The organism is Serratia sp. DFXYC6, from assembly GCF_057196085.1.
In genome coordinates, this window is the sequence record NZ_JBXUNV010000001.1 from 763,691 (window position 1) to 787,898 (window position 24,208).

At 59.6% G+C, this 24,208-nt stretch carries 22 protein-coding genes, 2 tRNA genes and 1 riboswitch; of the genes, 15 read left to right on the forward strand and 9 right to left on the reverse strand.

All coding sequences use genetic code 11. From position 1 onward, the window contains the following. Window positions 1–40 precede the first annotated feature (40 nt). Window positions 41–964, forward strand: a complete 924-nt coding sequence (nac, locus tag AC2CGQ_RS03790) for a nitrogen assimilation transcriptional regulator NAC (protein WP_015378407.1) — start codon at window positions 41–43, stop codon at window positions 962–964. Window positions 965–1,000: 36 nt separating this feature from the next. Here the strand turns inward: nac and AC2CGQ_RS03795 are convergent, their stop codons facing one another. Both AC2CGQ_RS03795 and opgB read right to left on the reverse strand, forming a co-directional pair. Continuing rightward, window positions 1,001–2,464 carry an AMP nucleosidase gene (locus AC2CGQ_RS03795; RefSeq protein ID WP_015378406.1) on the reverse strand — a complete coding sequence of 488 codons (1,464 nt, stop codon included), beginning with the start codon at window positions 2,462–2,464 and terminating at the stop codon, window positions 1,001–1,003. Window positions 2,465–2,601: 137 nt separating this feature from the next. Continuing rightward, window positions 2,602–4,905, reverse strand: a complete 2,304-nt coding sequence (gene opgB / locus AC2CGQ_RS03800) for a phosphatidylglycerol--membrane-oligosaccharide glycerophosphotransferase (RefSeq protein WP_166445234.1) — start codon at window positions 4,903–4,905, stop codon at window positions 2,602–2,604. Between the two features lie 286 nt (window positions 4,906–5,191). Here opgB and AC2CGQ_RS03805 point away from each other — a divergent pair, with 286 nt between their 5' ends. Next, window positions 5,192–5,932 (forward strand): transporter substrate-binding domain-containing protein, encoded by a 741-nt coding sequence (locus AC2CGQ_RS03805; protein ID WP_015378404.1) that lies wholly within the window; start codon window positions 5,192–5,194, stop codon window positions 5,930–5,932. Here AC2CGQ_RS03805 and AC2CGQ_RS03810 read toward each other — a convergent pair whose 3' ends face one another. Genes AC2CGQ_RS03810 through tenA form a run of 4 tightly spaced genes read right to left on the reverse strand, consistent with a single transcriptional unit; the run spans window position 5,933 to window position 9,088 of the window. Continuing rightward, on the reverse strand, window positions 5,933–6,868 hold the full coding sequence (locus AC2CGQ_RS03810; protein ID WP_484593486.1) for an ABC transporter substrate-binding protein: 936 nt from the start codon (window positions 6,866–6,868) through the stop codon (window positions 5,933–5,935). A gap of 35 nt (window positions 6,869–6,903) precedes the next feature. Further along, entirely contained in the window at window positions 6,904–7,671 is a 768-nt protein-coding gene (locus AC2CGQ_RS03815; RefSeq protein WP_015378402.1) for an ABC transporter permease, read from the reverse strand. Next, the gene (locus AC2CGQ_RS03820; RefSeq protein ID WP_033632644.1) at window positions 7,668–8,408 is read right to left on the reverse strand and encodes an ABC transporter ATP-binding protein; all 741 of its coding nucleotides are present in this window, start codon (window positions 8,406–8,408) and stop codon (window positions 7,668–7,670) included. Before AC2CGQ_RS03820 ends, AC2CGQ_RS03815 begins: the two co-directional genes overlap by 4 nt. Then, complete coding sequence (tenA, locus tag AC2CGQ_RS03825) at window positions 8,405–9,088, reverse strand: thiaminase II (RefSeq protein ID WP_025303400.1); 684 nt, start codon at window positions 9,086–9,088, stop codon at window positions 8,405–8,407. The genes AC2CGQ_RS03820 and tenA overlap by 4 nt, the downstream gene beginning before the upstream one ends. A 62-nt stretch (window positions 9,089–9,150) precedes the next feature. Continuing rightward, a riboswitch (TPP riboswitch) is annotated at window positions 9,151–9,253 on the reverse strand. A 150-nt stretch (window positions 9,254–9,403) separates the two neighbouring features. Here tenA and AC2CGQ_RS03830 point away from each other — a divergent pair. From AC2CGQ_RS03830 to gap, 4 genes are all read left to right on the forward strand, one after another. Further along, the gene (locus AC2CGQ_RS03830) at window positions 9,404–10,426 is read left to right on the forward strand and encodes an LLM class flavin-dependent oxidoreductase (RefSeq protein WP_015378399.1); all 1,023 of its coding nucleotides are present in this window, start codon (window positions 9,404–9,406) and stop codon (window positions 10,424–10,426) included. A 13-nt stretch (window positions 10,427–10,439) separates the two neighbouring features. Continuing rightward, the gene (locus AC2CGQ_RS03835) at window positions 10,440–11,174 is read left to right on the forward strand and encodes an SDR family NAD(P)-dependent oxidoreductase (RefSeq protein WP_004935444.1); all 735 of its coding nucleotides are present in this window, start codon (window positions 10,440–10,442) and stop codon (window positions 11,172–11,174) included. 126 nt (window positions 11,175–11,300) lie between these two features. Beyond that, window positions 11,301–12,275, forward strand: coding sequence for a GlxA family transcriptional regulator (locus tag AC2CGQ_RS03840; protein ID WP_004935441.1), 975 nt, complete (start codon window positions 11,301–11,303; stop codon window positions 12,273–12,275). A 78-nt stretch (window positions 12,276–12,353) separates the two neighbouring features. Next, window positions 12,354–13,364 (forward strand): type I glyceraldehyde-3-phosphate dehydrogenase, encoded by a 1,011-nt coding sequence (gene gap, locus AC2CGQ_RS03845; RefSeq protein WP_015378397.1) that lies wholly within the window; start codon window positions 12,354–12,356, stop codon window positions 13,362–13,364. 54 nt (window positions 13,365–13,418) lie between these two features. On the opposite strand, the gene AC2CGQ_RS03850 is transcribed toward gap, so the two are convergent. Both AC2CGQ_RS03850 and mtfA read right to left on the reverse strand, forming a co-directional pair. Continuing rightward, a tRNA-Asn gene (locus AC2CGQ_RS03850) sits at window positions 13,419–13,494 on the reverse strand. 99 nt (window positions 13,495–13,593) lie between these two features. Next, a complete protein-coding gene (gene mtfA / locus AC2CGQ_RS03855; protein ID WP_004935401.1) occupies window positions 13,594–14,394 on the reverse strand; it encodes a DgsA anti-repressor MtfA in 801 nt (266 codons plus the stop codon). Between the two features lie 92 nt (window positions 14,395–14,486). Here mtfA and AC2CGQ_RS03860 point away from each other — a divergent pair. From AC2CGQ_RS03860 to AC2CGQ_RS03875, 4 genes are all read left to right on the forward strand, one after another. Beyond that, window positions 14,487–14,576, forward strand: a tRNA-Ser gene (locus AC2CGQ_RS03860). Window positions 14,577–15,047: 471 nt separating this feature from the next. Then, window positions 15,048–16,535 (forward strand): UbiD family decarboxylase, encoded by a 1,488-nt coding sequence (locus AC2CGQ_RS03865; protein ID WP_015378396.1) that lies wholly within the window; start codon window positions 15,048–15,050, stop codon window positions 16,533–16,535. Continuing rightward, entirely contained in the window at window positions 16,525–16,995 is a 471-nt protein-coding gene (locus AC2CGQ_RS03870; RefSeq protein WP_015378395.1) for a MarR family winged helix-turn-helix transcriptional regulator, read from the forward strand. The genes AC2CGQ_RS03865 and AC2CGQ_RS03870 overlap by 11 nt, the downstream gene beginning before the upstream one ends. Window positions 16,996–17,114: 119 nt before the next feature. Further along, the gene (locus tag AC2CGQ_RS03875) at window positions 17,115–17,747 is read left to right on the forward strand and encodes an ECs1377 family protein (protein WP_484593487.1); all 633 of its coding nucleotides are present in this window, start codon (window positions 17,115–17,117) and stop codon (window positions 17,745–17,747) included. Window positions 17,748–17,804: 57 nt separating this feature from the next. On the opposite strand, the gene AC2CGQ_RS03880 is transcribed toward AC2CGQ_RS03875, so the two are convergent. Next, window positions 17,805–18,239, reverse strand: coding sequence for a DoxX family protein (locus AC2CGQ_RS03880; RefSeq protein ID WP_076740686.1), 435 nt, complete (start codon window positions 18,237–18,239; stop codon window positions 17,805–17,807). A gap of 1,609 nt (window positions 18,240–19,848) precedes the next feature. On the opposite strand from AC2CGQ_RS03880, the gene AC2CGQ_RS03885 reads away from it, so the two are divergent. The 5 genes from AC2CGQ_RS03885 to AC2CGQ_RS03905 all read left to right on the forward strand — a co-directional run bounded on the left by AC2CGQ_RS03885 (window position 19,849) and on the right by AC2CGQ_RS03905 (window position 24,203). Next, window positions 19,849–20,814, forward strand: a complete 966-nt coding sequence (locus AC2CGQ_RS03885) for a type VI secretion system protein TssA (RefSeq protein WP_004935378.1) — start codon at window positions 19,849–19,851, stop codon at window positions 20,812–20,814. A 24-nt stretch (window positions 20,815–20,838) separates the two neighbouring features. After that, window positions 20,839–21,396, forward strand: a complete 558-nt coding sequence (tssB, locus tag AC2CGQ_RS03890; protein WP_004935376.1) for a type VI secretion system contractile sheath small subunit — start codon at window positions 20,839–20,841, stop codon at window positions 21,394–21,396. Beyond that, the gene (gene tssC / locus AC2CGQ_RS03895) at window positions 21,393–22,919 is read left to right on the forward strand and encodes a type VI secretion system contractile sheath large subunit (RefSeq protein ID WP_004935371.1); all 1,527 of its coding nucleotides are present in this window, start codon (window positions 21,393–21,395) and stop codon (window positions 22,917–22,919) included. The genes tssB and tssC overlap by 4 nt, the downstream gene beginning before the upstream one ends. 231 nt (window positions 22,920–23,150) lie before the next feature. After that, window positions 23,151–23,675, forward strand: a complete 525-nt coding sequence (locus tag AC2CGQ_RS03900) for an Hcp family type VI secretion system effector (protein WP_004935369.1) — start codon at window positions 23,151–23,153, stop codon at window positions 23,673–23,675. 81 nt (window positions 23,676–23,756) lie between these two features. Beyond that, window positions 23,757–24,203, forward strand: a complete 447-nt coding sequence (locus AC2CGQ_RS03905; protein ID WP_015378391.1) for a type VI secretion system baseplate subunit TssE — start codon at window positions 23,757–23,759, stop codon at window positions 24,201–24,203. Window positions 24,204–24,208 lie beyond the last annotated feature (5 nt).

Below are 24,208 nucleotides of genomic sequence, written 5' to 3' on the forward strand. Positions count from 1 at the left end.
GATTTCGGCATTCTCAATTTAGCGGCTCGCTGGAGGCACTATGAATTTCAGACGTCTGAAGTACTTCGTGAAAATCGTCGATATCGGCAGCCTGACCCAGGCGGCGGAGGTGTTGCACATCGCCCAACCGGCGCTCAGCCAGCAGTTGGCGACGCTGGAAGGGGAGCTGAAGCAGCAACTGCTGATCCGCACCAAGCGCGGGGTGCAGCCGACCGAGGCCGGCAACATTCTGTATGCCCACGCGCAGACCATTCTGCGCCAGTGCGAACAGGCGCAGAGCGCGGTCAACAGCGCCGGGCAGGCGATGAGCGGCCAGGTGTCTCTCGGGCTGGCGTCGGGCAGCACAGCGGCGCAGTTGGCGCTGCCGCTGTTGCAGACCCTGCGCGATCAGCAGCCGGGCATCCTGCTCAGCCTGCATGAAAACGGCGGCGCGGCGTTGGCCGGGCAGGTGGCTAACCAGACGCTGGACATGGCGATGGTCTACGGCGCCAAAATGCCCGCCGGTCTGCACGCCATCGCATTGATGCGGGAAGATCTTTATCTGGTGGCGACGCGCGCGGTGCCGCATCCCGGCAACAGCGTCGAGCTGCTGGACGTGGCGCGGCTGAACCTGTTCCTGCCGCGCGAGGGCGATGCGGTGCGCAACCAGCTGGAGGAGGCGATGGCGCTGCGCAAGCTGGCTGCCAACGTGGTGGGGGAGATCGAATCCTCGGGCGCGCTGAGCGCCGCGATCGCCAGCGGGTTGGGGGCGACCGTGCTGCCGGAATCGGTGGCGCGCGCGATGATCGGCCCGGCCAAGGCCTGGATGGCGCGCATCAATGCGCCGACGATGTCGGTGCCGCTGTCACTGTGCATGTCCAGCCAACAGGGGCTGTCCGCCCCGGCGCTGCTGGTGAAAGACCTGTTGCTGTCGATCGCCGGCGGCCGCAGCCAGGAGAAGCGCGCGCTGGCGCTGGTGCGTTGAGGAAAAAACGGCCCGCCGCAGCGGGCCTGAGCACCGTTAGCGGAACGGCGGTTCGTTGAAGGTGCGCAGCTTGCGCGAGTGCAGGCGATCGCCCTCGGCGCGCAACAAATCGATGGCGCAGATACCGATCTGCAGGTGCTCGGAGATCGCCCCTTCGTAGAAGCGGTTGGCCTGGCCCGGCAGTTTGATCTCGCCGTGCAGCGGTTTGTCGGAGACGCACAGCAGCGTGCCGTACGGCACCCGGAAGCGATAACCCTGAGCGGCGATGGTGGCGCTCTCCATGTCGACCGCCACCGCGCGGCTGAGGTTGAAGCGGCGCGCCGAAGCGGAGTAGCGCAGCTCCCAGTTGCGATCGTCGGTGGTGACGACGGTGCCGGTGCGCAAACGCTGTTTGACCTCTTCACCGGGCATGCCGCTGACCATCTTGGTGGCGTCATACAGGGCGCGCTGCACCTCGGCGATGCTCGGGATCGGGATATCCGGCGGCAGCACCGCATCCAGCACGTGATCGTCGCGCAGATAGGCGTGGGCCAGCACGTAATCGCCGATCTTCTGGCTTTCGCGCAGGCCGCCGCAGTGGCCGATCATCAGCCAGGCGCTCGGGCGCAGCACCGCCAGGTGATCGCAGATGGTCTTGGCGTTGGATGGGCCGACGCCGATGTTGATCAGCGTGATGCCCTGGCCGGTGCGCGAGATCAGGTGATAGGCCGGCATCTGGTGGTTTTTCCACGCCAGATCGGACACCGCCTGCTCCGGGGCGCTGGTTTCCGGCGTGATGTAGGTGCCGCCGGCGCTGGAGAGCGCGATGTACGGGCTGGCCGGATCGGCGATCTGGGCGCAGGCCCAGCGCACGAACTCGTCCACATAGCGGGTGTAGTTGGTGAACAGCACGAACGGTTGAAAATGTTCCACCGGCGTGCCGGTGTAGTGCCGCAGACGCGCCAGCGAGAAATCCGCGCGCAGCGCATCGAAATGCGACAGCGGGAAATGGTTGTCGGTGGCGTGGTACAGGCCGTCGGCGGTCTCGTCACCGATCTGCGCCAGCTCGGTGGTGGGGAAATGCTGCGCGATGCCGGCGCTCATTGAGCGATCGAGCGCCAGGCTGGAACCGTCGATGACATAAGGGAACGGGATCTCCTGCTGCGACGGCGCCACTTCGATATGGGCGGCGTAATCGTGTTCCAGCATCGCCAGCTGTTCGGCCAGATAGTGGCGGAACAGCTGCGGCCGGGTCACGGTGGTGCTGTAGCTGCCGGGATGGGTAAAGCGGCCGAAGGCGCGGGTTTTGCTCGGGCCGGATTGCTGCCCGTCCCAGCTGACGCGCAGTTCGGGATACACGAACAGCCCGGCGGCGCGCGCTTGTGCATCCGGCAGCGTGCCGTGGCTGATAAAGTCACTGACCGCCTGCCGCAGCGCGTCTACCGCGGCGTCATACAGGGCTTCCAGTTGATCGAGTGCCTGATCGGCGCTGAGGCCGCTGCGAGGTGGGGCATAGCTCATACTTTCTCCTTGGATGTCCCGGCTCTGTGGCGGGGTTGCGGCGTTTTACCGTCACAGGTTAGCCGAAGAAGGGCGTAAAAGCTTGGTCGAAATGACGGGCGCGGCAAAGAAAATACCGCGCCCGTGAAGGCGGGGGATCAGGAGGCGGGAGCGCCCGCTTCGACCTTCAGCGACACCAGGCCGATGCCCAGCTTCTTCGGCGTGAAGCCGCCGCTGGCGCTCTCTTTTGGCTCGGTCGGCGCCGGCGGAGTAATGCTGATCTTCTGCGCGCCGCGCGGGTTGTCGAAGCGCAGGGTGACGGTGCTGTCCTGTTCACCGAGCGACACGAAGCGCTCTTCGTCGCCGACGCGCACCGAAATCGGTTCGCCGACGTTGTTGCCGTAGGCGCGGGCGCGCAGCACCAGATCGAAGCGCTTCGGCAGCGGATCGACGTAATCGATGTCGACCGCCGGCGCCAGATTGGCGTCGGACCAGCGGCCCCATTCCTCGACGGCGGAGACGCCGGTGATGGCTTTCACCTGTTCCGGCATGCCGGGCAGCATGAACTCGATGGTGTCCGCCCGGTATTTCACCGCCGCGTCGTCCACCTGCAGGCGGGCGACGGCGTTTTGATAATCGGCGACGCTGTCCGCCGCCGGGCCGGTGAAGTTCACCTTGCCGTTGAAGCGTTCGCCGCTGGCCTGCGCGATCTGCGGCGGCGAGGCCAGGGTGCCCGAGGCCACGCAGATGTCGGTGCTCAGCGCCAGCTGCGGCGCCCAGACCCGGCCGATCTCGTAGCATTTATCGACCCAGACGAATTTCTCCCCCGCCCCCAGCCCGGCCAGCTGCTTGCGCAGCGGGGTGGAGAGGTAGACGTTGAACATCGGTTCGATGCGGTTGTCGCCCACCCGCAGGATGAACGGCACCTTGTAGGTGACGCCGGAGAAGCTGAAGCTGCGTTGGCGCGTATCCACGCTGTAGTCGCTGATGCGGTTCGGCAGGCCCCACTGATTGATCACCGCCGGTTTCCAGCCGTTGATCTTCTCTTCGATATTCAGGAACACCGTAGACAGCGACGGCGCCGACAGGCTGCTTCGGCCAAGGCCGATGTAGTTGTCGCCGCCCATCACGTCCAGCACCGTGGCGCCGTTGTCCAGCGTGCTGCGCTTCTCGTTGCGCTGTTCCGCCAGCGGCCGGGTGCCGTCGATGATGAAGAACAGGTTGCGGCGCTTCTGTTTGGTCAGGATATCGTAGGCGGTGTTGTTCATCGCCAGATGATCGGAGGACACCACGATCACGGTATTGCTGAAATAGGGCGAGCGTTTGATCTTGTCGATCAGCGCGGCGATGTGTTGCTGGCTGCAGGCTACCGCGCTCAGCGAGCGGTTTTCCTTGTTCTGCCAGGCGTAGCTTTTCTTGCTGCAGCCGGCGGAGATAAAGCCGTCCGGGTGATGGGTATCGACGGTCAGGGTGAACAGCGAGAACGGCTGGCGCTGTTTGGACAGCTCGACGAACTTGCCGTACACCACGTCCAGCACGCTGTCGTCGTACCAGCCCCAGTCGTTTTTGTAGCTCGGATCGGCGACCCGATCGCGCAGCTCTTTGAAGCCGTAAACGTGGTCGAAACCGTGGGATTTCAGGAAGGTGTCTTTACCGGCGAACGCCAGCTCGGCGCCCTGATAGAAATAGTTGCTGTAGCCGGCGGCCTTCAGCACGTCGCCCAGGCAGACGTTCTCCGGGTAGAAGGTGGAGACCGCGCTGGAGGCGTTGCCGTCGAAGGGCGCGAACAGCGGAATGCCGCACTGCGAGGCGACCATGCCGGCGATGGTGTAGCCGGTGCCCGGCAATTGCTGGGTATTGCTGAAATCGATGCTGTCCGTGCGCAGGGCGTTCAGCTCGTCGGCCAGGCCGGGAAACAGCTCGGTATCGAAGTAGGTGCGCTCCAGGCTCTCGGCATAGATGTACACCAGGTTCGGCCGTTTGCCCTGCACGGTCTTTTTCGGCGCCTTGTAGTAGGTGGTGAAATCGGCGGTATCGCCGACGATCTGGCTCTTGACCAGCAGCGAGATGTCCTGAAACGCCGGGGTGGTACCGACCGAAAACAGCGCCAGCAGCACGGCGACGACGCTGTAGGCCACGCTGCTGCCTTTGGCCTTGCGGCGCAGCAGGCTGCGGGCCAGCACCGCGAAAATCACCCCCAGCGCCGCCAGCAGGCCGATAAACGGCAGCACGTATTTGCTGATGCCCGCGCCTTTGAGGCTGCTGGTGACGGTGTAGATCACCGCATCGGTGATGCCGTCGCCGGTGAAGTAGTTGCTGGCGATCAGGATGACGTTCAGCACCAGATAGCTGCCGAGCAGCGTCAGCAGAATGGCGAACCACCAGCGGTTGGCGGCGGCCCGGGTGCGATAAATCAAAATCGACGCCAAAAAGAGAACAAACGAAACGACTGCTAAAACCATCCGCCAAACCTTGTCTGATTGAAATAAAACCGTTGCTGCCCTGGTTTGCGCCGCCGAGCGTGCCGCGGCGCGAAAAGTGAAGGGTATAGCCTATTGCCGGCGGCGGAACAACGCGCGATCTCCCGCTACGGCCGACGAGCGGCGGCTATTGTACATTTTTATGACAATAGTGTGACGTTAATCACGCCGACGGCGGCCGCGGCGGCGAAAGCTTGCTGGTCGGAGGTTTCGCTCTACGCTTAATGAGCGCCACGACGGTGCATCCATCAGCCATTCAGGAGGAAGTATGCAGACAATCCCCGCAGCGGTACTCGACGATCTGGCCCCGCAAGGCGTGTTGCGCGCGGCGATCAACTACGGCAATCCGGTGCTGGCGCAGGCCGGGGCTGATGGCAAACCGCAAGGCGCTTCGGTGGAGCTGGCCGCCGCGCTGGCTCGCGAACTGGGCGTGGCGCTGGAGCTGGTGACCTATGACGCGGCCGGCAAGGTGTTCGCCGATCTGGAGAGCGGCGCCTGGAACCTGGCGTTTATGGCCATCGAGCCGGTGCGCGCGGCGCAGATCGCCTTCAGCGAACCCTACGTGATCATCGAGGGGACTTATCTGGTGGCGAACGACGCGCCTTACTCTGAGGTGGCGCAGCTCGACCGGCCGGAGGTGCGCATCGCGGTCGGGCAGGGGGCGGCGTACGATCTGTTTTTATCGCGCACGCTGCAGCAGGCGCAATTGGTGCGGGCGGCAACCTCCGCCGAGGCGATCGCGCTGTTTTTCGAACGGGGGCTGGAGGCGGCGGCCGGCGTGCGTCAACCGCTGTTGGCCGCCGCGGCCGCCCATCCCGGCTACCGAGTGCTGGACGGACATTTTACCGCCATCCGCCAGGCGATGGCGGTGCCGCGGCAAAACACGCAGGGCGCCGCCTACGTGAACGCGTTTATCGAACGCTGCAAGGCCAATGGGCTGGTGAAGGCGGCCCTGCAGCGCAGCGGCCAGGGCGAGGTGACGGTGGCGCCGCCGGCCGCCTCGGCGTGATCAGTCGAGCTCCACCGCGTACTGGTCTACCGGGGTGATTTTCTTGATCAGCTTATTGTCGAACAGGAACTGTTCGTAAGCCTGGTAGCGGGCCCGATCCAACTTGGCCGGATCGCGGGCGAACAGCGGCAGGCTGGCTTGCCACGCCTGTTTGTTCAGCTCGGTATTTAGCTCCGGGTGCGCCTTGGCGAACGCCAACCAGGTGTCCTGCGGGTGCGCGTGCAGGTAGTCGCTGCCTTGCTTCAGCGCGGCGAGGAATTTGCGAATTTTCGGCTCGTTCACCGCATCGCGGTTGGCGACGATGATCAACTCGTCGTAGGCCGGCACGCCGTAGTCTTCGACGTTGAACACCACAGGCTTTTTGCCCTGCAGCTTCAGCTCCAGCGCTTCGATATTGCGGTAGCCGCCGATCACCGCATCGACCTGGCCCGCCAGCAGGGCGCTGGTCAGTTGGAAGTTGACGTTGATGAGCTTGATATCCTGCGGTTTGAGATGCTCGTGTTCGACCATGGTGGCCAGCGTCGCCTGTTCGATGCCGCTGACCGAGTAACCCACCGTTTTGCCTTTGAGATCCGCCGGCGAGGTGATGTTTTTATCCAGCGCGATCACCGTATTCAGCGGCGTGTTGATCAGCGTGCCGACGCGCATCAGCGGCAGGCCCTGATCGGCGAAGAAATGCAGCTGCGGCTGATAGGTGATGGCGAGGTCGGCCTGTTTGGCGGCCACCAGTCGCGGCGGCAGCGCCGGATCGGACGGCGGCACGATCTTGACGTCCAGCCCTGCGGCCTTGAAGGCGCCGATCTGCTCGGCCACCATAATCGGCGCGTGATCGGGGTTGATGTACCAGTCGAGCACCAGCGTCAGCTTGTCGGCCGCGCCGGCCTGGCCGGTGATGGCGGCGCCGAGCAACAGCCCGCAGACGGTTTGTTTGATCATGGTCGTTCCTTTATCCCTGGTTATGGTTGCAATCATCAGTCGTTTTCCGGCGCCCAGGCGATCAGGCGCCGCAGCAGCGCATCCACCGCGGCCCACAGCAGCACGGTCATCAGCACCAAAATAAACAGTGCGGCGAAGCAGACGTCGGTCTGCATGCGCGCATTGGCGTTCAGCATCACATAGCCCAGCCCTTCGGCCGAGCCGACCCATTCGCCGATGATGGCGCCGATGGGCGCGACGGCGGCGGCCATGCGCAGGCCGGAGCCGAAGGCCGGCAGCGCCGCCATCAGCCGCACGTGCCGCAGCTGCGCCCAGCGCGAAGCGCGCATCGTGCGCGCCAGATCGAGGTAGTCGTTGTTGACCCGGCGCAGCCCGTCGAAAAAGGCCGACACCACCGGGAAGAAGATCACCAGCACCGCCATCGCCACCTTGGCGCTCATGCCGAAGCCGAACCACAGCACCAGCAGCGGGGCCAGGGCGAACACCGGTATCGCCTGGCTGGTGAGCACCAGCGGCATCAGCCAGCGCTGCAGGCGCGGCGAGAAAATCATGCACAGCGCCAGCGCCGCGCCGAGCAACACACCCAGAACCAGCCCGCTGACGATTTCCGAAGCGGTGACCAGCGTGTGCCAGGCGAGATAGCCGCGCCCGTCCCACAGCGCCTGCGCCACTGCGCCCGGCGTGGGCAGCAGAAAGGCCGGGATGCCGCTTTGCGCCGCCAGCCACCACAGCAGCAGCAGGCCGACGAATACCGTCAGCCCGCGCCGCAGGCGGGTGAGTCCACGCTCTTGGGCACTATTCATTGTGCTGCCCTCACCAGCTGCTGCAGCAGCTCGGCCTGGCTTTTCAGCAGGTCGGCGTCATCCGGCGCGCGCGGCGGTAGCCCGCTGATGCGATGAGTATCGTCGAGGCCCAGCGGCCAGGGCGACAGCACCAGCAGCCGGTGGCTCAGGCGGCAGGCTTCCATCGGATCGTGGGTGATCAACAGCACGGTATTTTGCGCCAGCAGCTCGGCGGCCAGGCTCTGGATCTCGGCGCGGGTAATGGCGTCCAGCGCGGAAAAGGGTTCGTCCATCAGCACGATCGGCTGGCGTTCGTAGAGCGTGCGGGCGATGGCGGCGCGCTGGCGCATGCCGCCGGACAGCGAGGCTGGCAGGCTGCGGCCATGCGCGGCCAGGCCCACGCGCTCCAGCAGGTGCGCCGCCCACGCCCGATCCGGCGTTTCGCCGCGCAGCCGCGAACCGAGGGCGACGTTCTCCTCGATGGTCAGCCACGGGTAAAGCAGATCTTTTTGCCCCATGTAGGCGATGCGCCCGGCGATCGGCAGGCCGTCGCTGCCGGTCACCGAACCAGAGCTGGCCTGCGCCAGGCCGGCGATGATCTTCAGCAGGCTGGTTTTGCCGGCGCCGCTGGCGCCGAGCAGGGCGACGAAGCTGCCGCCGGCGATGTCGAAGCTCAGCCGGTCGAAGACGATGTGCTGACCGAAACGCAGGCTGAGATCCCGCACCTGGATACCGGGCGGGAGAAGCGGAGAGGTCATGAGGCGTTCAGCCCCATCTGCCAAAATGCCGACTCCAGTTGGGTGGCGGTGGTGAAAATCTGCGCCAGCTCGGTGAAGCGATCCTGTGCGCCGCGCTGGTGGCCGACGGTCTCGAGCAGCTCGATGGCGGCGCGCACGCCGGCCAGATAGCCCTCGTCGCCGTAGTTGCGGATCCAGGAGGCGTAAGGATTGCCCTCCATCTGGGTGGCGGGATCGTGCAGCAGCCGCAGGCCGATTTCGGCATAGCCGGCCACGCAGGGCAGCAGACCGGCCAACAGATCGAGGGCGTCGCCGGCATGGCCGATGTCCAGCACGTAGCGGGTATAGTTCATGGTTTCCGCCGCCTCCGGCTGGGCGGCGATCTGCGCTTCGCTCAGCCCCCATTCGGCGCAGTAGGCCACGTGCAACGGCAGCTCGGCGACGATGCCGTTGAGCGAGGCGGTGGCGGCGCGCATCTCCGGCAGGGTGCGCAGCTTACTGACCAGCAGCGCGTAGGCGCGGGCGAAGTGCAGCAGGAACAGATAGTCCTGGGTCAGGTAGCGGCGAAAAGCGCGTTCAGGCAAGGTGCCGGCGGCCAGCTGCTGCAGAAACGGGTGATCGACGTAGTCCTGCCAGTGGCTGCCGGCATGGTGGCGCAACCGGCCGTAAAGACCGCTTTCGAACAGGGTGGTGATGGACATGGGACCTCCTTGAGTCAGTGGAGATCCGGGCACGCTGAGGTATGAACAGGCAACGGGTAATCGCGTTGTTGCCTAACCGTCCCTTCGCTGGCATGACCCAGATCAGGTTCAAAGGGTTCGGCTTGCGCCATCTCAGCCCGTAACAGGACACCCCTCGGAGCTGCCTGTTATACGACATTTGTTTTTTGATTACAATCGCCGGGCGGCGCGGCGGCAATCGGTTCGTTTAGTGCGATCGGGGGCGATTTTGCTGGCGCAAGGCGCGCGGTTTTTGTCACTGTAGGCCGATGATTTTGCTTTTGAGGACGATGCCCGATGAAAAAGATTGGTTTTCTCTCGTTTGGCCACTGGACGCCTTCCGCCCAGTCCGGCACCCGTTCCGCAGCGGATGCGCTGCTGCAGTCCATCGATCTGGCGGTTGCCGCCGAAGATCTGGGGGCGGACGGCGCCTATTTTCGCGTGCACCACTTCGCGCGTCAGCTGGGATCGCCGTTCCCGCTGCTGGCCGCCATCGGAGCCAAAACCCAACGTATCGAGATCGGCACTGGCGTGATCGACATGCGCTATGAAAATCCGCTGTACATGGTGGAGGACGCCGGCGCGGCGGATCTGATCGCCGGCGGGCGGCTGCAGCTCGGCATCAGCCGCGGCTCGCCGGAGCAGGTGATCGACGGCTGGCGCTATTTCGGTTACGCCCCGGCCGAGGGCGAAACCGACGCTGACATGGCCCGCCGCCATACCGAAGTCTTTCTGGAAGCGCTGCGCGGCGAAGGGTTCGCCGAACCCAATCCGCAGCCGATGTTCCCCAATCCGCCCGGGCTGTTGCGGCCGGAGCCGTTTTCCGCCGGGCTGCGCGATCGCATCTGGTGGGGCGCCGGTTCGAACGCCACCGCCGTCTGGGCGGCGAAGCTGGGCATGAACCTGCAAAGCTCGACGCTCAAGAATGACGAGACCGGCGAACCCTTCCATATCCAGCAGGCCAAGCAGATCCGCGCCTATCGCGCCGCCTGGCAAGAGGCCGGCCATGCGCGCGAGCCGCGGGTTTCCGTGAGCCGCAGCATCTTTGCGCTGGTGGATCAGCGGGATCGCAATTACTTCGGTGGCAGCGGCAAAGAGGGCGATCAGCTGGGATATATCGACGCGCAGACCCGGGCGATCTTCGGCCGCAGCTATGCCGCCGAGCCGGACGCGCTGATCGAGCAGCTGGCGCAGGACGAGGCCATCGCCGAAGCGGATACGCTGCTGCTGACCGTGCCTAACCAGCTGGGCGTGGATTATAACGCCCACGTTATCGAATCGATTTTAACCCATGTCGCGCCGGCGCTCGGCTGGCGCTAAACGGAGGAGTGGCATGTCACGCATTTTCATTACCGGTTCGGTCGACGGGCTGGGCCGCGCCGCCGCGCAAACGCTGTTGGAGGAAGGGCATCAGGTGATCCTGCATGCGCGCGCCCCCGGCCGTCTGGAGGCGGTGCGCGATCTGCTGGATCAGGGCGCGCAGGCGGTGATTGGCGATCTGTCCGAGGTGCAGCAGATCCGGCAGGTCGCCGAGCAGGTGAATCGTCTTGGCCGCCCGAATGCGGTGATCCACAACGCCGGCATGTTCACCGGGCCGCAGGTGATGCCGGTGAACGTGATGGCGCCCTATCTGCTGACGGCCCTGATCGAACGCCCCGATCGCATCGTCTACCTGAGCAGCAGCATGCACTTTGACGGCGTGGCGGAACTGAACGGCGTGGACTGGCTTGGCGGCGCAGCCGGCTCCTATTCGGACAGCAAGCTGTTCGTCACCGCGCTGGCCGCCGCCGTGGCGCGCCTGTGGCCCGGCGTCATCAGCAGCGCGGTCGATCCCGGCTGGGTGCCAACCAAAATGGGCGGCGCGGATGCGCCCGACGATCTGGCGCTGGGACACGTGACGCAGGCGTGGCTGGTGAGCAGCGATGAGCCGCAGGCACTGATTTCCGGCGGCTATTGGCATCATCAGCAGCGGTTCGAGCCTCACGCCGCGGTACACGACGAGGCGTTTCAAACGGCGCTGCTGGCGCAATTGGCACGCGCCGGCGGGGTGAACCTGCCGCAGGCTTGATGGCCGTTCCTTCCTGGCCCGTCGGTGATTATCGGCGGGCTTTTTTATACCCGCAGGGTGAACCGACGGGGCTTTTCTTATACAGTGGTCGCCTGGCCTGTTTTGATTGTTATTTATATTATCGCCATGCACTCATTCCTGATTATCGTCCCTGAAGGGGGCATGCTGTTCGAAGCGGCGGGCATCGCCGATATCCTGATGCAGGCCAATCGCCTGAGCCCTGCCGAGACGCCGCTGTATCAGATCGCGGTCGCCACCACGCAATCTCACCGGGTGGTGCACGGCCTGTCCGGGCTGAGCCTGTTGGCCGATCATCGCCTGGCGGATCTCGATCCGGCCCTGCCGCGCGATACCGTGATCGTCGCCGGCAAGGGGGCGACCGAAGAAGAGGGTGCCCTGGTCGCCGATTGGCTGCGCCGCGCGGCGCCGCAGGCGCGCCGTATCGCTTCCGTTTGCGGTGGCGCACTGCTGCTGGCCGAAGCCGGGTTGCTGGACGGGCGGCGGGCGACCACCCACTGGCGGCTGGCGGAAACGCTGCAGGCGCGCTTCCCGCGGGTGCAGGTCGAAAACGGCCCAATCTACGTGCAGGACGGGCCGATCTGGACCTCCGGCGGCGTCAGCTCCGGCTTCGATCTGACGCTGGCGCTGGTGGAGGATGATTACGGCTTCGTGCAGGCGCGCGAAGTGGCGCAGGACTTGGTGATGTTTCTGCGCCGCCCCGGCGGGCAGGCGCAGTTCAGCCGCTACCCGCTCAACCAGGCCAAATCGCCGGGGCCGATCCGTGACCTGCAATCCTGGATCCTGGAAAACCTCGCCGACGATCTCAGCGTCGATCGGTTGGCCGAGCGCGTGGCGATGAGCCCGCGCAACTTTACCCGGGTGTTCACCCGCGAGACGGGCATTTCTCCCGCCAAATTCGTCGAAGAGGGGCGGTTGCATACCGCCAGGCAGCGCCTCGAACAGAGCGCGGAAGGTATCGAGCAGATTGCCTTAGCCACCGGCTTCGGCAACGGCCTTAACCTGCGGCGGGTGTTTGAGCGCAAACTGCAGCTGACCCCGAGCGAATACCGCGAACGCTTTCATGCGCGCAATTTGGCGTAAATTGATTGGTAAACGTCATTTACGCCGCTTCTGGTCGGCGCTAGATTTTAGGCAAAGTCCACAAATGAGGAGTGCATCATGGTGAGAGTAGGCATTAACGGCTTCGGCAGGATCGGGCGCAACGTGCTGCGCGCGGCGCTGGGGCGCAGCGATTTTGAAGTGGTGGCGATCAACGATCTGACCGACAGCAAGACGCTGGCGCACCTGCTGAAATACGACACGCTTTCCGGCACGCTGGCGGCCAGGGTGGAAGCCGGCGACAACCAGCTGCTGCTGGACGGCCGGCCGATTCAGGTGTTTTCACAGCGCGATCCCGCCGAGATCCCCTGGAGCAGCGTGGGCGTGGACGTGGTGATCGAAGCGACGGGCTTCTTTACCGATAAAGCCAAGGCGGAAGTGCACATCACGCACGGCGGCGCCAAGCGGGTGATTATCTCGGCGCCGGCCAAGAACGACGACATCACCATCGTCATGGGGGTTAACGACCAGCTCTACGATCCGGCGCTGCATAAGGTGGTCAGCAACGGCAGCTGCACCACCAACGGGCTGGCGCCCGCCGCGCAGGTATTGCATCAGGCGTTTGGCATCGAATACGGCTTGATGAATACCACGCATGCCTATACCAACAGCCAGGCGCTGCACGATCAGCCGGAAAAAGATCTGCGCGGCGCGCGGGCGGCGGCGGAATCGATCGTGCCTTACTCCAGCGGCGCGGCCAAGGCGCTCGGCAAGGTGATCCCCGAACTGGACGGCCGCCTGACCGGTTATTCGCTGCGGGTGCCGGTGCCGGTGGTTTCCATCGTCGATCTGACGGTGACGCTGAAACGCCCGGCGACGGTGGAGGAGATCAACGCCGCTTTCCGCGCGGCGGCGGCGTCCGGCCCGCTGAAAGGGATCCTGGGGTACAGCGATGAACCGCTGGTGTCGAGCGACTATCGGGGCGATGCGCGTTCGTCGATCATCGACGGCCTGTCCACGCTGGTGATCGGCGGCAACCTGGTGAAAGTGCTCGCCTGGTATGACAACGAGTGGGGCTTCTCCAACCGCTTGGTCGATCTGGCGCTGCTGATGGAACAACGCGGGCTCTAAACGCCCAACAGCAAAAAGCCCGCTTAAGTTTCCTTAAGCGGGCTTCTCTAAATATGGCTCCTCTGACTGGACTCGAACCAGTGACATACGGATTAACAGTCCGCCGTTCTACCGACTGAACTACAGAGGAATCGTGTGAACGGGGCGCATCATATCCAGCGGCTCCGGGTGTGTCAACGCTAAATTGCCCCAGGCGGTGCGACTGCTCGGTATCTGAGCAATGCGCCCGTCAATCAGCCCATTGCGCGTCGTTTTCCGCCTGGTCTCGCAGCAGGCGCGCCAGCGGATCCTGGCGGTAGAAGCGGCAAAAGTGCTGATACAGCGCCGGGAAGCGTTCGGCCAGCAGTTCGGGAGCGCTGAAGAAATACTCCGACAGCACGGCGAAGCACTCGGCCGCATCGGTGGCGGCGTAGGCATCCATGCTGGCGGCCTCTTCGCCGACCATGTCGATCTCGTCCTGCAGGCTTTCCATCGCGGCGTGCAGATCATGTTCCCAGGCGGCCACCTCGCGCAGCGGGATCGGCGGCACGCCGGTGGCGACGCCGCCGTTGCGCATATCCAGTTTGTGCACCGCTTCGTGGATCACCAGATTGAAACCGGAGAGGTCAAAAGAGTCCTGCACGTCTTGCCAGTTGAGCACGATCGGCCCCTGTTCCCAGCTTTGGCCCGACTGCACCACCGGCCCCGAGTGCACCAGACCGATCTCGTCCTGCCATTCGTCTTCCACCACGAACGGGGTGGGGTAGAGCAGAATTTCGTTGAAGCCGTCGAGGCATTCCGCGCCCAGCTCCAGCACCGGCAAGGCGAACAGCAGGGCGATGCGCGCCTGCATTTGCGAGGTGAGCTGCAGCCCCTGCAGCGGCACGATGCGCTTTTGCTGCAATATTTGCCCGGCGACGGCCACCAGCCGCTGCCGCTCCTGCTCATTCAGCGGCGAGAGCAGCGGGATCGCCAGCGCGTCCTGCCACTGGGCCTCGATGTCTGCCTGGGATTGAGAGGGTTGAGTCGCTTTCCACGGCCATTTAATCATCAGGTTGCTCGTAAACTCATCACTTGAACGTTCAGCGGTATGCTAATGCTGTAAAAATGCCGCAAAAGCGGGCATGATAGCAAGCGTTGTCAGGAGAGATGCCGGAGCGGCTGAACGGACCAGTCTCGAAAACTGGAGTAGGGGCAACTCTACCGGGGGTTCAAATCCCCCTCTCTCCGCCACTTTACCCCGCGTTATTCCCCCATTGAATCAAAATCCTTTTCTTTCGCTAATGCTTGTAAACCGTTGGATATGAAACCGGTTTGCGTTGGCCGAGATCCTTTCTCGCATTATAACTCGTGCAATATCAACGAATAGCATTTTGCGATTATGTTCTTCATTTTGTGAGCCACGTTGCGCTTGGATCCGGTATGGCGCCTGCGGCAAGCCCAATGCTATGCATGCCAATCACGCTGAAGGTGTGAAACCGTCACGGCGATAATGCCTGCCGGCAGGGGCGTGCACGGTCTGAGTCCGCTATCCCTTGAAAAGTTTGCCAGACTGAAAACATGCCCAACGCCTCCAGGATAGTGTGTATTTACACGCGATTTTTTGCGCACTAATATGTGTGCACATGCACATAAATGATCAGTCTCCTGCCCGAAACGAGGGCGACAGAAGGGGCTGACCGCCTGGAGACTGGAGGACTTGCCATGAGTTTGCTCGATTGCGCACTGGATTTTCGTCAATTCATTGAGGAATTGCGTCGCCGAAACGATTTGGTCGACGTGCATCAGGAAGTTTCCGCCGACCTGGAGATAGCGGCTGTCTGCCGCCGGGTCTATGAGCAACGGCTTTCGGCTCCGCTATTTCATCATGTGGCGGGCGCGATGCCGGGAGCCCGCATCCTCGGCGCGCCGGCCGGCATGCTCGCTTCTGCGGAACATGCCTATTCTCGCCTCGCCCTCCATTTTGGGCTGCCGCCGGAGAGCGCTCCGCGGGATATCGTGGCGGCGATTCGCCGGGCGGTGAAGGCGGAGCCGTTTGCGCCGGATTATTGTTCGACCGGTCCGGTGAAAGAGAATATTTGGCGTGGCGACGAGGTTGATCTGGAACGCTTCCCGGTACCGCTGTTGCATGAACGGGATGGCGGGCGCTATTTCGGCACTTACGGGTTCCATGTCGTGCAATCCCCGGACGGAAAGTGGCATAGCTGGGGAGTCGGCAGGCTCATGATGCTCGATCGCAATCGTCTCACCGGCCCGGCGATACCCACCCAACACATCGGCATGATCCGTGAAATGTGGCGCCGAGAAGGGAAACCTACGCCATGGGCGATGGTGCTCGGGGCGCCGCCTGCCGCGGTGGCGGTCGCGGGGATGCCGTTGCCGGCCGGCGTCAGTGAGCCTGACTATGTCGGCGCGCTGCTCGGTAAAAGCGTTACGCTCACCCAAGCGGAAACCAACGATCTCTGGGTGCCGGCCAATGCGGAAATTGTGCTGGAAGGTGAAATCAGCCTGACGGAGACGGCGCTGGAGGGGCCGATGGGGGAGTATCACGGCTATCAACACCAGCAAGGCCATGAACAGCCGGTGTTTCATGTGCGTGCGGTGACGTTTCGCGATGACCCCATTTTGCCGATTTGCGTCGCCGGCACGCCGCCGGAAGAAAATCATACGATCTGGGGCACCATGATCTCGGCTCAGCTGCTGGAAACCCTGCAGAGCGCGGCCTTGCCCGTTGACTTTGTCTGGTGTTCCTATGAGGCGGCGACCTGTTGGGCGGTGGTCTCCGTCGATATCGAAAAACTGGCCGGAATGAATACCACCGCGGCGGATTTTGCCGGCAAGGTGGCGGAGGTGGTCTTCGGCTCGCATGCGGGCTACCTGATCCCCAAACTGATCCTGGTCGGCAATGACATTGATATTGTCGATATCGATCAGGTGGTTTGGGCGTTGGCCACGCGTTCACATCCGGCGCGCGACCATTTTATCTTCCCGGACGTACGCGAGTTCCCGATGGTGCCGTACCTGACGGAAGAAGACAAGGCGCGCGGTAGCGGCGGCAAAGCCATCATCAACTGCCTGTTCCCCGAGCAGTTCAGCGGCGTAACACGTGCGGGTACCGCCTCTTTCAGGCACTCTTATCCGGAACAGGTCAGGGCAAAAGTCGAGGCTAATTGGAAACAGTATGGATTCTGAAAAAAAAGGCACGCAGAGTGGCAGACGGGGAATGGGATTGCCCAATGGTGCGCTTTACAGGATGACGGAGGTGGTGCGTCACCGCGAAAAACGGCTGTCTGCGTTACTCGCTTTGCAAGGACTCAGCCTCCATGAGTGGCGCGCGTTGCGCATTCTCTACAGTTTTCCAGGCGACGTGGCCATGAGCGAGGTGATAGCGCATTCGCAGACCGATCGCACCGCGCTAGGCCGTACGATCACCCAACTGGTTAATCGGGGGTGGGTCGCGCGCTTCCCCGATCCGGAAGATAAGCGCGCGGTATATCTGCGCGTCATGCCGGCGTCTCGTCCCATTTTTGACCAGGCGAGGCAATGGGTGGCGGATTATGACGCACAGCTGATGGCCTGTCTGGATGATGCCGGGCTCAGTGCCCTGGATGACGCACTGCAACGCATGATGCTGTTCATCGAGCCCGCGTAGTCCGTTCCGGCGAAAGCCAGCGCCGTATTTCCCGAGTGACCTCATCGCGGTGTTGTACTGTTGCCCGCGGGTAAGGTAATTTGCTGAGGGCATGATGACTGAGGCAGGGGCCAACGGACATGAATGAAAGGATCGACTACCAAATCGAGAAATACCACTTCGCGCCGCTGGATGAAGCCCCGCGGCTCGCGCGCCAGTGGAGCGAGGTGTTGAACGAGTGTCGCCAGACGCAGGCCGGGGCGGAACAGCGTCTGCGCATTGCGCTGCTCAACGTGGACTATGTGACCAGTTTCGAATTGCCGTTTCGCTTATTGCTGGTGCGGGCGCCGCAGCTGATTGCCGGCCTGCGCGATGAGCTGTCGATCAGTCAAAAAAATGTGGTGTTCAACGGTAAGCGCTTTGGCTGCGTTTACAGCCTGAAAAGCGATTTAAGCGACGTGCCTGAGGCCTTCCAATATGGCCTGTCGACCCGTATTCACCGAACTTCGGCGTCGGGCGTGGACGCGCTGCCTTACCGGGAAATCGCCAAAGCGCTCAAGGCGCCGCGTGAGCGGCTTAAGCTGGCGCTGGAGCAGGGGCTGCGCGTCACGGCGCTGGACGGACTGTTCTGGTTCGGCATACAGCGCATCGCCGCCGAAGTGCGCAGGCTAAGAAAAACCGGCATGACGATCGTGACGGCGGAAACGGAGATTTTCGACACCCTGACCGGCACGACGCGCCAGGTTCCGGTATACCGGTTGGCCGATCGTTAAACGCCGCTTCCGCACAGCGGAGGTTCAAACCAAGAACCTCCTTATTAATGCTACCGCTTACCGATAGGCTTCATTCCGCGCGATCGCGTATTTGCCGCTGCCCAGCAGCAGGATGGCGAGTCCACCCATAAAGAACACCAGCTCGTTTTCAATGCCCCAGGCGCCGACGTCGGTGACGGTGAAGACCTTGCCGGTGCCCACCATCAAAAACGCCACCACCAGCGTAAAGGCGTAAACCAGCGCGGCGGGGCGGGTGAACAGCCCCAAAATGATCAGTATCGGCGCCAGGATCTCCCCAACATATACGCCATAGGCGATGAAGGCGGGTAGCCCCTGTTCCTGCAACGCCCCGGCGATCCAGCCGACGCCGTGCTGAATCTTCGCCACGCCGTGAAACAGCATCAGTCCGCCGAAGGTTAGCCTGAGCGCCAATTTGCCGGCGTCCGGGTGGTCAAAAAAGCGAGTGAATACCGCATTGAGTGACTTAACCATGGCTTTTTCTCCTGAATAGGAATGATTTTCAATCAATATATCAGTCGGATGAATGCGAAAGCTGTTCTGGATCAGGAAAACGGCGGCTTGGCGTTAAATCGCCGGGCGAGGCCGGCGGTGCGGCCTGATCTTTAGGTGGAATGACCTGTGCGCACGGGCCGAACCGGGGATGAGAAAAGTCATCGGCAGAGGTGGCCCGCCGCGTAGCCCATCTCTTTTCTGTATGTGTTGGCTACCCGATTTGCGTTTTCATCAAGGATTGTCAAAGGACAGGCAACGTAAAGATTCATAAGGTTTTTTTGCAGCAATGAAAAGGTGCGCGTTTTCGCTTTAATAACCCAATAGAGTTACCTTTATTTTTATTTTGAACCGCTAAATCATTAACGCTTTTTTTCGGCCTTTTTATTGGGAATTATCTTGCTTATTTTGCCTTGCGAAAGTTGATCCTGTGGGGCGTACGGCCTGTGGCGGGTTTTATTTTTATAGATTTTCTTATTTTTTGATGACAATTCAATGCCGAAGAGAATGAGGGAGATTGACTGAGAGGGTTATGAAGGGGGTGTAAATTCCCATGAACTATTTTTCCTGGCGTAAAAGTAATCGATTCAGCGCTGTTTTAAGTTATTGAATTGTTTGTTTTATGTATATTGATTTGTTATTTTTTTATTAAAAAAATAATATTTTTTCTTGATATTGGGTTTGCCTTTGCTAGTATCAAATTAGTGGTCTTATCAGTTAGGGAAACATTTCTTGTATATGGAACAGATCGCTGGTCTTAACACGGTTCCTGTCGTTGCAGCGCTTACGTGGTTATTTTGCCGTTATAGTAAATGATATCTCTAATGCCACTTTAGTCTGCGAGACTCTTTACCGCAGTGATGCTTTTGCCGCGGTAAGCCGTATGAGAACACACACGAAGGGGAATTGAATCTTAAATGATTCTGATCATTACCCTGAGTTAACTATAAAAGAATGATGCTTTATCCACCAGGCTGTTTGTGTACCAATAGGTATTCGGTGCACCACGGCGGAATGTTAATCTGTGCTTTAGCTTTAAAATTAATAATCAAAACTCTCGCCAAATTGTTTATTTTCACACCAGGTTTCGCATGTGTAAGTACTGAGTGCTGGAAATGAAAGTCACACTGCCATCGTCTTCTATTGATCATTGCGTGCTACCCGCTTGCAAGAAACGACTGGCTGTCATGGTTTTATGAAAAAATTTCACTATTTACTGTGGTTATCATTTGCTAATTAAATTATTTGTATCCAGTGGTATTACTGGAATTATCCTACCAAGGATGGAACGTTGTTTTTAGGGCAGTTTTTGATTTTTTTCCTATTCTTAGCTTGCATAATTATTGTTTGCAATTTATTGATTTTAAAAGTAAAAAATAAATATGTAAATGTAAAATAGTTTAAACCGATCACTGTGATTCTATTGATAGGTTCAATCTATTATTGTTGTTAATATTAATACATCTAAACAATTTGCGAGCTTGGTGACGACTAACTTACGCTAAAAGGACTCTGGGAAAGACTGGCGAACGTAAAAGCCCGCTTTATTAGGCTTTATGTTTCTAGTGCTGATTGAAAAGGATATCAGGCCATGAATGAAGTCATCTCAACGGAAGTGAATGGCGTCGAATTTGATCCACGATACAGTGAAATTGAATTCACGCTTTCGGAATATGACAGCCAAACCGATCCGCTTAATGCCGTAGACAATGCGCGTGATATCAATTGGCACGCCATTCGCGAGCAGTCTGCCGCGTTGCTGGAACAGTGCTTCGATTTACATGTCGTGCTGTGGTTTATGCGCGCCAATCTTCATATCGACGGTTTTTCGGCCTTCTACCAGGGCATTAAGGATATTGACGCCAAATATGCCGAGGAGGGCGCCACCATTTTCCCTCAGGCGGACATGGAACCCTCATCGGACAGCTTTCATGCGGCCGCATTAGGGTGGCTCGCCACATCGTCCTGTCTGCACGAAATCAAGAACAGCAAGATTTTTCCCGACACGCCGTTAACCACCGACGAGCTGCTGAATATGCGGCTTGACGAGCAGGAAGGCAAAAGCCTGCATTTTTCGGAGGTGGTAAAGGTGCTGGGGCAAGCCGACAGTTATTTTGCCGGCAGAAATCTGCCTTCGCTGAAAGAGCAATTGGCGCTGGAAATCGATGCGCTGGAGCGCGTCGAGAATTACGCCAATCTGCAGGCTGAAGATTATCGTTTGGACTGCCGGCAGGTACGCGACTATTTGAAACAGTTCAGCCGCCAGCTGGCTTCACTGGAACAGCAGGAATTGCCGGCTGAACGGGATGACGCGGAGATTGACTCGCCGGATGCTGACGCGCCTGTCGCCATGCCCGGCAAATATATCCGTTCCCGGCAGGATGTCATCTTGCTGTTGGATCAGGTTTTGGACTATTTCCAAAACTATGAGCCCAGCCATCCGGCCCCCATTCTTATTCGACGTTCACAAAAAATGATCGGTATGGACTTCGCGACGATTGTTGAGGAGCTTTTGCCGGAATCTCTGGCCTCGTTAAATCAATTGTCCGGGAAGTAATTTTTATCACAAAGGAGTTTTCCAATGGCTAAGGACTCAAGCTCTCAGAAATTTATCGGTAAAAATAACGCGCCGCGCGTGCAAATTGAATATGACGTAGAGCTTTACGGTTCACAAAAGAAAGTGGAGTTGCCCTTTGTTACGGGGGTCATGTCCGATCTCTCTGGGCATCGGAAAAAGCCTTTGCTGCCGATCGAAGAGCGGAAATTCCTGACCTTTGATCAGGACAACTTCAACGATCGCATGCGCGCCATCAAGCCTCGTCTGCAATTTTACGTAGAGAACACCCTGAGCGAAGACGATGCGTTGCTGGACGTGGAATTGGAGTTTGAATCGATGGATGACTTCACGCCTGGCGCCATCGCCAAACGGGTTCCGCAGATGCAACGCCTGCTTGAAGCCCGGGAGCATCTCACGGAGCTGATCACCTATATGGATGGTAAATCCAGCGCGGAAGAAGTGGTGAAGAATCTGCTGGAGAAACCCGATTTTCTGCATCGTTTGGTGACGGATGCGCGTAAAACGGTCGCGGATGCGGAACAGGATGTGCAGGATCCCGGCAATAAAGGAGATGAGGAATGAGAGCGAGGCAACGACGCTATTCGGCTAAGCAGCAGGCTACGGCAGTCGCTGAAGTTGAAACGCAGGACACGGAAAATGAGCTTGACGGTTTGCTCAAGCGTTCATTCCGGCCCAGAACGAACGAGGCTTCGGAAGCGGTTCGTCGGGCTATCGGCACGCTGTCCGAATATGCCAACAAAGGCAAGGTCAAGGTCAGCCAGGATGTCGTATTGACCATTGAATCGTTGATTGCCCAGATCGACGAACAGCTTTCGCAACAGATGAACAATATCTTGCACCACAAGGAGTTCCAGAAGCTGGAGTCCGCCTGGCAAGGTCTGAGTTATCTGGTCGATAACACCAACGTCAGCGAAACGCTCAAGATCCGGGTGTTGAACATCAGTCAGGATGAGCTGACGCGCAATTTGCGCCGCTATCGGGGCTCCGCCTGGGATCAAAGCCCGGTGTTCAAACAGATTTACGAACAGGAATATGGTCAGTTCGGCGGCGAGCCGTTCGGTTGCATCATCGGCGATTTTGAATTCGATCACAGCCCGATGAGCGTCACGCTGCTGACCGAGTTGGCGAAAATTTCCGCGGCGTCGCACTGCCCGTTCATTTCCGCCGCGTCGCCGTCGCTGCTGCAGATGAGCAAGTGGAACGAACTGGGCAACCCGCGGGATATCGGCAAGATTTTCACCACGCCGGAATATGCGTCCTGGCGCCGCCTGCGCGAAAGCAACGACTCGCGTTACCTGGTGTTGACGATGCCGCGTTTCCTGTCGCGTTTGCCTTACGGGGCGAAAACCAACCCGATCGAAGAGTTCGCTTTCGAGGAGTCCGTCAGGCCGGATGTGGATGATGATTTTTCCTGGGCCAACTCGGCGTATGCGATGGGCGTCAACATCAACCGCGCGTTCCATGAGTACGGCTGGTGTTCGAAGATTCGCGGCATCGAATCCGGCGGCTCGGTGGAAGAACTGCCCGCCTACGCGTTTCCTTCCGATGAGGGCGGATATGAACTGACGTGCCCGACGGAAGTGGCCATTTCCGATCGGCGCGAGCAAGAGCTTTCCGACGCCGGGTTCTTGCCCCTGGTCTATCGCAAGCATTCCGATTTCGCCGCTTTTATCGGTTCTTGCACCATGCACGCGCCGGCGAAATACGAGGATCCCGACGCGACGGCCAACGCCAAGCTGTCTTCGCGCTTGCCTTATATTTTCGCCACGTGCCGATTCGCGCACTATTTGAAATGCATCGTGCGCGACAAAATCGGTTCTTTCCGTTCCAGAGACGATATGCAGCTGTGGCTGAATGACTGGCTGATGAACTACGTCGATGGCGATCCTTCCGTATCGACCGAGGCGACCAAGGCGCGTCGTCCATTAGCCGCCGCCGAGGTGCGCGTTGAGGATGTGGAAGACGATCCGGGTTATTACCGCGCGCATTTCTATTTGCGCCCGCATTACCAGTTGGAAGGCATGACCGTGTCCTTGCGACTTGTATCAAAACTTCCGTCAGCCAAAAAAGATGGGAGCAGATAAGTTACGGCTGGTCATTGGTTTGGATATTGCCGACGTTAATTATTAAATGGCGTTGGTGGGAATTGATATTTCATTGAAATTTAGTGGCGCTGTTTTTTACGCTATTGCTATTTATTAATGGCTAATGGGTTCTCATTGTCGCTATTTCAATGATCGCGTAGGCAATATAACGACTTATCTGAATAGACTTTTCAATTAACGAAGTAGACCTATCAGTCAAGGAGACAAAAAATGAGCACGAAAGCTTTAGTAGACTATTTTTTGAAAATTGAGGGTGTTGATGGTGAATCACCCGACCAAACCTACCCTGGCTGGATTCAGCTGCAAGCCTGGCAATGGGCGGAAGAAAACGCCGGCCGTTGGGGGTTCGGGAGCGGCGGCGGTTCAGGCAAAGTCGAGATGAAAGACTTTGAGTTTCGCATGGTGAGCAATAAGGCTTCGCCGAAACTGTTCCTGATGTGCGCCACCGGCGAGCATATTCCTCAGGCAAAACTTGTTTGCCGTAAATCAGGCCAGGGTCAGCAAGACTTCATTGCCGTGACCTTCAGCAACTGCCTGGTTTCCTCATTCAAGACCGTGGGTAATATGCCGCTGAATTCCACCATCGGTACTGAAATCGATACCGTGCTGCCAACCGACGTTATCAAGCTGAATTTCGCACGTATCGAAGTTGAGTACAAAGAGCAAAACAATGATGGCTCCATGGGCGCGGTAATTAAGACGGGGTATGACCTCAAGCTTAATGCCCGTATCTGATCATTGATGTCACAACACTAATTGCAGGCTGTCTGCCCGCAGCGATTGCGGGCAGACATAAGCCTTATCGCGAGGTGTTAAATGAAAGCGTCATTGCCCATGCTATTCGATAAGCTCAGCGTGAGACATCAAAGCGCCAGCGCCGATAATTGGAGGCGTGTTTTGGTGCGTGATATCGAATTTTTACTGAATGACGCATCGCGCAGCGCTGATTTGAAACTTCATGATTATGCGCACAGCGAAAGTTCGGTATTGAATTATGGCCTGCCGTCGCTGAGCCAACGCATACCGATTAATACCGATCCGTTAACGCTGGCGAGACATATACAAAGAATCATTACTTCGTTTGAGCCGCGTCTGGATCCGAAAACGATTCGTGTGGTGCCTGTAGTGAATGAACGCCAATCGTATGTGCTGGCGATTTTATTCGATATTTATGGCACCTGCTCATTACCGGGTGACGAAATGCTGGTTAATTTGCGCATCGCTCTTGATTATTCCTGTGGCGCCGTACACGTATTTGATTAATAGGG